Origin of the sequence: Pseudomonas sp. PA-4-8C, from assembly GCF_021606625.1 — a bacterium.
Taxonomy (GTDB): Bacteria; Pseudomonadota; Gammaproteobacteria; order Pseudomonadales; family Pseudomonadaceae; genus Aquipseudomonas; species Aquipseudomonas lactis.
The window spans coordinates 1-6,476 of record NZ_WKCD01000300.1 but is presented as its reverse complement, the minus strand read 5'-3'; the positions used below and the strand labels follow the sequence as shown (position 1 = coordinate 6,476).

At 60.6% G+C, this 6,476-nt stretch carries 6 protein-coding genes; 1 reads left to right on the top strand and 5 read right to left on the bottom strand.

The annotated features are described in order from the left end of the window. From GIW04_RS26475 to GIW04_RS26460, 4 genes are all read right to left on the bottom strand, one after another. Positions 1 to 730 (bottom strand): ABC transporter permease (locus GIW04_RS26475; RefSeq protein WP_236479351.1); only part of this gene is annotated, 730 nt, incomplete at its 3' end. A gap of 75 nt (positions 731 to 805) precedes the next feature. Next, positions 806 to 2,440, bottom strand: coding sequence for an ABC transporter substrate-binding protein (locus GIW04_RS26470; RefSeq protein ID WP_034135585.1), 1,635 nt, complete (start codon positions 2,438 to 2,440; stop codon positions 806 to 808). A 449-nt stretch (positions 2,441 to 2,889) separates the two neighbouring features. Next, a complete protein-coding gene (locus GIW04_RS26465) occupies positions 2,890 to 4,119 on the bottom strand; it encodes a M24 family metallopeptidase (RefSeq protein ID WP_056785579.1) in 1,230 nt (409 codons plus the stop codon). Between the two features lie 56 nt (positions 4,120 to 4,175). Then, positions 4,176 to 5,057 carry a HalD/BesD family halogenase gene (locus GIW04_RS26460; protein WP_120248014.1) on the bottom strand — a complete coding sequence of 294 codons (882 nt, stop codon included), beginning with the start codon at positions 5,055 to 5,057 and terminating at the stop codon, positions 4,176 to 4,178. 116 nt (positions 5,058 to 5,173) lie between these two features. Between GIW04_RS26460 and GIW04_RS26455 the strand changes: the two genes are divergently transcribed. Further along, complete coding sequence (locus GIW04_RS26455; RefSeq protein WP_034135588.1) at positions 5,174 to 6,088, top strand: LysR family transcriptional regulator; 915 nt, start codon at positions 5,174 to 5,176, stop codon at positions 6,086 to 6,088. Here the strand turns inward: GIW04_RS26455 and GIW04_RS26450 are convergent. Then, on the bottom strand, positions 6,026 to 6,476 hold a 451-nt coding region (locus GIW04_RS26450), incomplete at its 5' end, for an MFS transporter (RefSeq protein WP_329607643.1). The genes GIW04_RS26455 and GIW04_RS26450 overlap by 63 nt on opposite strands.

Sequence of the window (6,476 nt, the reverse complement as noted above, 5' to 3'; positions counted from 1 at the left end):
GGATGTACAACATGATCACGGTGATTGGCGCGATCAGTACGTTACGCAGCGCATGGCGCAACACGATGCGTGAGGTCGACGCGCCTTTGAGGCGGGCGGTGCGGATGTACGGCGCCTGCATCACCTCGACCATCGAGGCCCGGGTGATGCGCGCCAGATAGCCGATGCCGAAGAGGCACAGCACCATCAGCGGCAACGCCAACTCTACCGCATTGAAACCGTCGCTCATGCTGCTCACACCTGGCAGCCAGTTGAGCCAGAACACGAAGATCGCTGAGACAAACACCGCGCTGGCGAAGTCCGGGATCGAAGTGGTGACGATCGACAGAAACGACACCAGTCGATCCACCGCCGAGCCCTGGCGAATCCCGGCCAGAATGCCGAGGGTCAACGCCACCGGCACCATGACCGCCAACGCCAACCCGGCGAGGATCAACGTTTGCCCGAGGTTCGGTAGCAGCAGATCAATTACCGGTTCGCGAAAATGCACCGAGGTGCCCCAGTCGCCGCTGAGAAAGTCCTTCAGCCACACCAGGTAGCGCCAGACGAAGGGTTGGTTGTAACCGTGTTCCACCAGCCAAGCAGCGCGCTGGTCGGCGGCGGAATAGGGGCCGAGGACGTTGATTGCGACGTCTTCGATATTCAGTTCCAGGGCCAGGAACACGATCACTGACACCGACAGCAAGGTTGCCGCCAGCGCCAATAACTTGCGCAATAAAAATTCAGCCATGCTAGCACGCTCCGGCTAATCAAGGGATGGCGGCCCACCGCAGCTGAGTGGGCGGGCTCGTTCGGGGCGCTTGAATCAGGCGCTCAACCAGACTTGATCCATTGGGTAGAAGTCCGACGGGTGAACCTCAAAGCCCTGGACTTTCTTGCTCGCGGCGGTGAATTTATCGCCCCAGAACGGCTGGACCATGACGCAGGCGTCTTGCAGGATCTGCTCGACGCTTTGCATCGCTGCTGCCCGTTGTTTCGGGTCGATGATGCCCATGGCTTTGTCCAGCGCTGCGTCGAACGCCGGGTCGCTGTAGTGGCTTTCATTCCAGGCCGCGCCGCTGCGGTAGGCCAGTTCCAGCGACATCACACCAAGTGGGCGGTGTGCCCAGTAGGTGAGGCTGAACGCGGCCTTATCCCAGATCGGCCAGTATTGCGTCGCGGGGATCACTTTGAGGTTGATGCGGATGCCGGCCTCGGCGCAGTTTTGCTGGAGGATCTGCGCGCAATCCTGTTCGTAGCGGCCCTGGGTGTTGCCGACGATCAGGTCGATGTCTATGCCGTTCGGGTGGCCGGCTTCGGCGAGCAGTTTCTTCGCACCCGCCACGTCCCGCGCACGTTTGGGCAGCGGGAAGTATTCCGGGTGGGACGGCGCGACGTGATGATCTTCGCCCAGGGTGCCCATGCCGCGATAGGCGATTTTCAGCATCTGCGCGTTGTCGGCGCAGAGCGCTACTGCTTTGCGGATGCGCAGGTCGTCAAACGGCTTCTGGTCGCAGGCCATGCGCATGACGATTGTTTGCGCCGATTTACAGGTCAGCAGTTGCGCGCCGGGCAAGCGTTTGGCCAGGTCGAGTTCGGCCACGGTCACCCGGTACAGCACGTCCACTTGCCCGGCCTGCAACGCTGCGAGATGGGTGGAAATATCGGTGCCCATGTCGACGTAGCGCAACTCGTCGAGGTTTGCTGGTGTGCGCCAGTAATCGGCACGCTTGGCGAAGGTCGCCTGCTTGTTGACCGCGAACGACATCAGTTTGAACGGCCCTGTACCCAGCGGATTTTTCGCCCAGTCGTCACCGGCCTTGAAGCTGCGGTGCACGATGGCGCAAGTGAAGGCGTTGAGCATTTCCGGGATCGCCAGCATCGGTCGCTTGAGTACCAGGCGGAACTGGAAGTCACTGACTTTTTCGAACGCGGTAATGTCCTGGAACGCGGTGCGGTTGACCGACTTGGAATCGGCGGCAGTCCAGCGCTCGATATTGTGCTGCACGTCCTCGACGTTGAAGGTGTCGCCGTTGCTCCACTTCACGTTTTGGCGCAGGTTGAAGGTCCAGGTTTTCAGGTCCTCGGACGGGCTCCAGCTCTCGGCCAGGTACGGGTGAGTGATGTTGTCGGCATCGACCCAGGTCAGGAATTCGAGACTGTTGCGCAGCAGGTTCGAGGCTTCGATCCAGGTGATCAGCATCGGGTCCTGGACTTCCTGGATAGCACAGGCAAACCTCAGGCTGCCGCCCTGACGCGGCGTTACCGCGTCAGCGGCATGAGCCGAATTACCGAGCAGCGCGGAACCGAGGAAAGTGTTCGCACTGGCGGCGGTGATACCCAGCAGTGCGGCGGTGCGCAGGAATTGGCGACGATTGATCTCGCCACTTTTGACTTGGGTGCACAGGTCGTTCACCGCTGGATGCGGCAGAGTGCCGTCCAGTGTCATTAAGTCTTTCATATGCCTCTCCGATAACGTGCAAAAGTGCGTTTTTCGACTGGCCGCACATGGGGCGAGCGGCAGACGCGGTCGGTTCGATGAACCGAGACTGTCAGTGGCCGGCAGCGCGAAGGCGCAGGCGTGACAGGCGTGAAGCCGGCAGTAGGGCAAGGCGCAACGAGATCAGAAGGACGGAGGCTGGGTATGACATAGGGCTGCTCTCATGTTGTTTTTATTAGAGATGCCCGCAGTTTTGTCATCTGGGCAACGATCGACAAACGATAAATTCAACGCTGAAACGTTCGATAAATGCATGTTACTGACCGTAAGGAAGGCTGCCGCTTGAGCTAGACAGGCCGGACGGAGGGTACGAAACACTGCGCGGTGGCCGCAAACGCCCCTTGTTCCTGGTGGGAACAAGGGGAAAACCGGACAGTGTCGAAGGAGGTTACGGCGCCGTCCGGGGCAACTCAGCGTGGCATCAGGCGCGGATCGAACGGATAGTCCGAGAGCAACTCAATGCCGTTTTCGTGGATGTAAATCTGCTCTTCGAGCTTGACCCCTTCGCCGCCCGCATCGTGGCCGATGTAGCTTTCCACGCAGATGGTCATGCCGGCTTCGAACATCCCGTCGTAACCCAGTGCATCAATGTCTTCGCGGTGCACCACGTACGGGTATTCACCGGTCATGCCAACCCCGTGGGCGAGGGCGAAATAGCGGTTGGCCTTGTAGTTGTCCGGGATTCTCCAGGCCAGCTCGGCGTATTCCTTGAAGCTGCGGCCGGCCTTGAGCATTTCCATGTTGGTCTGCACTTGTTCGTAGGCCAGTTTGTACAGCTCCTGTTGCTTGGCGGTGGCGGCTTGCTCGCCGCAGAGGAAGGTCCGGGAAAAGTCCGCGTAATAGCCGAAACGACCAACCACATCGGTGTCCAGCGCCACCAGGTCACCGGCTTCGATGGGCCGGGTGCTGCACTCCTGGAACCACGGATTGGTGCGCGGGCCGGAGGACAGCAGGCGGGTTTCGACGTAGTCGCCGTCGGTAGCGATCACGTGCTGGTGCAAGTGCGACCACAGTTCGTTTTCGCTGATGCCCGGCACCAGCTTGCTTTCCATCAAGCGCACGCCGGCCTCGGTGGCACGCAGGCTGGCGCGGATCATCTTCAGCTCGTTCGGCACCTTGATGCAGCGCGCGCGCTCCAGCGGTTCCTGGGCATCGAATATCTGGTAGCCGAGTTTTTGCAGTTCGAACGCAGCGGCTGAGGTCGCGCTTTCGATGGCGACGCGTTTGTTGCCGCCGCCGTGCTGGCGCACCAATTCACCGATTTCAGCGGCCCATTCGGCGGTGACGTTATTCAGGAAGCTGTCGCAGAAGTAATAGGAGATGGCCTTGGCCGGGCGCACTTCATCGACGGTGTTGAGCTGTTCGGCCAGGTGCAGGCAGCCGCCGAATTCGAAGACCACCACCGGGCCTTCTGCCGGGATGAAGGCGTAACGTGCCGGGTTGCGCGCCGAGTACACCTGCATGTTGCGCGAGCCGGTGGCGTAGCGCATGTGGGTCGGATCGAACAGCACGCACGCAGCGTAGTCGCGTTTTTTCAGTTCGTTGCGCACACGTTGCAAACGGTCCAGCTGGATCTGCTGAATTTCGGCGTAGGTCGGTTCGCAGTCGGCGGGGGTGCGGTTAGGGCCGGACAGACTCATGGGTGTTCCTCGCAGGGCAAATACGGTTGGTTTTTCTAAGATTTTTCTGGGATGGATCAGTCGAGCAACTGGTCGCTGCGTACCAGGTTGCGTTCGGCTTGCAGATGGGCTTCGGACAGGCGTCCGTAAAGCTGTTTGGTGCGCTGGGCACGGCCGATGATTCCGGGCTTTTCGGAGTAGGCGAAGATCGCCGTATTGCGTTCAGTAGTGCCTTCGACGCGGGTTACCCGGTGCACTGAAAAGCGACCCTTGAAAATCTGCAAATCGCCTGGGTTGAGCTCCAGTTCCTGCACGCGACTGCGGTCGTCCCCGCGCACCACGTTGCCGACAGCGCCGAGGTTTTCCTGGGTGCGCGTGCGGATCATCGGTGCGTACTCGAACAGGCCGCCAGCCTCGGGCTTCTGGGTCATCATGCTGACGATGAATTCGTTGGTATCGAAGTGCCAGGGTTGCTCGGTGCCTTCGGGCATCACATTGATCACCAGCCCAGCGAACGGGTCGGCGTATTCGAAAATTTCCGGCTCGTCGAGGCAGGCACCGATAAATCGCTTCATCATCGGCGAGACGTACAGGCGATGGATGATCGCGTCCGGGGTAATCATGTCCCGCGTGACAAAACCGCTTGTGCGCTCCATGAATGTGCGGCGCGGGTCATCCTGGGGCAGGGTAGGGTCGTCTTCTGTGAAATAGGCGTTGACCTTGCGCACCGAGTAAAAGGTCTTGCCCGACAGTGCCTGACCTTCGGCACGGGCCCGTTCCAGCGCCTCCGGCCGCAAGAAATCTTTCAGCAGGCAGCAACCGTCTTCGGCCAGTTCTGCGCGGGCGTGTTCGATCAGCGCCTGCAACCGGACATGGCCCGAATCATGTATGGGGTACAACTCGGTATTTATGATATCGCTGATATCGCCCACTTCGGCGTCGGCAAGTTGAAGGCTCATGCAAGTCTCCTGGAACTATCAATTAACAGTGTTTGGCGTTGAATCGATAGTTGCTTAAAGAGGTGCGAAGTGGAAATTACAAGTTGTGATCGAATCCATCGGCAGGGGCGATAGTTATGTCAGGCGAACTGGATGGGACCTTACTTAAAGTGTTTGTTGCGATTATCGAGTGCCACGGATTTTCTGCGGCGGCCGAGCGTCTGCATAAAACCCAATCGACCATTAGCCAAAGTTTGCAGCGCCTGGAAGAAATCGTCGGCACGCCGTTGGTCCAGCGCACCAGTCGCTCGGTGAGCCTGACACCCGGTGGCGAGACGTTTCTGATCTATGCGCGGCAGATCCTCAAACTGCATGCCGATGCGATCAACGCCGTGCAACTGCCCGATGAGCAGATGTGCATTCACGTTGGCATGCCCGAGGACTACGCCCAGTTTTGCCTGGCCGAGGTGTTGCGCGACTTTCAGGTGCAGTTTCCCCAGGTGCGGCCGGACATTTGTTGCGAGATGTCGACGGCACTGGTCAGTCGTTTGCAACGCGGTGAGCTGGACCTGGTGCTCGGTGTGCAACACGCCAATCTGCAACTGGGCGAATATCTGTGCGACGAGCCGCTGGTGTGGGTGGCGGCTGAGGGCTGGAGCGCCGGGGCGGATGTCTCGGTGCCTCTGGCAGTGTATGCCGAGGGCTGCGCCTTTCGAGCCAATGCCGTGCGGGCGCTGGCCGAGGCCGGACGGGCGTGGCATGTGGTTTACACCAGCCAGAGCCCGCGAGGGATAGGGATTGCCATTGAACAGGGCCAATCGGTCGGTGTCACGGCGCGGCGCCTGGTGCCGCCGGGTTGGAAGGTGCTGGACGCGGCTCAGGGCTTTCCGCCGATTGAGCCGGCGCGGTTGATGTTCTGGCGCTCCACTCAGTGCGAGGCGCTGGCCGTGGAGGCCTTGGTGGACATTCTGTCGCGTCGCTTGGGCCGTTCAGAGTGGCTGGCCGAGCGCCGGCTCACAGCGTTGACGGCGGGCCATCAGCCTCAGCAATAACAGGCTGGCGGTGACCCAGCAGACGATCCAGCCGTGCACCAGGCCAAACTGCCCGGTGGCCTGCAGCAGCCAGCCGCACAGCCAGTTGGCGGTGGCGCTGCCCAAGCCATAACCGACCATGCTAAGGCTCACCACTTGCAGGCTTTGCACGGGGCTCAAGCGTGCGCTGAGGTAGGCGGCCATCAAGCCCCAGACCGGGAAATAGAACAGCGCGAACAGCCCGGCTGCCAGCCAAGTCAAGTTCAGGCTCGGTTGCCAGAGCAGGGCGAGCATTGCCAGGCCGAAAGCGCTGATGCTCAATGCCATCCCCCTCAATGCCCCCCAGCGATCCGCCAACGCGCCCAGCAACAAACCGCCAACGACCCCGCCGATTCCGATCAGTGTCCAC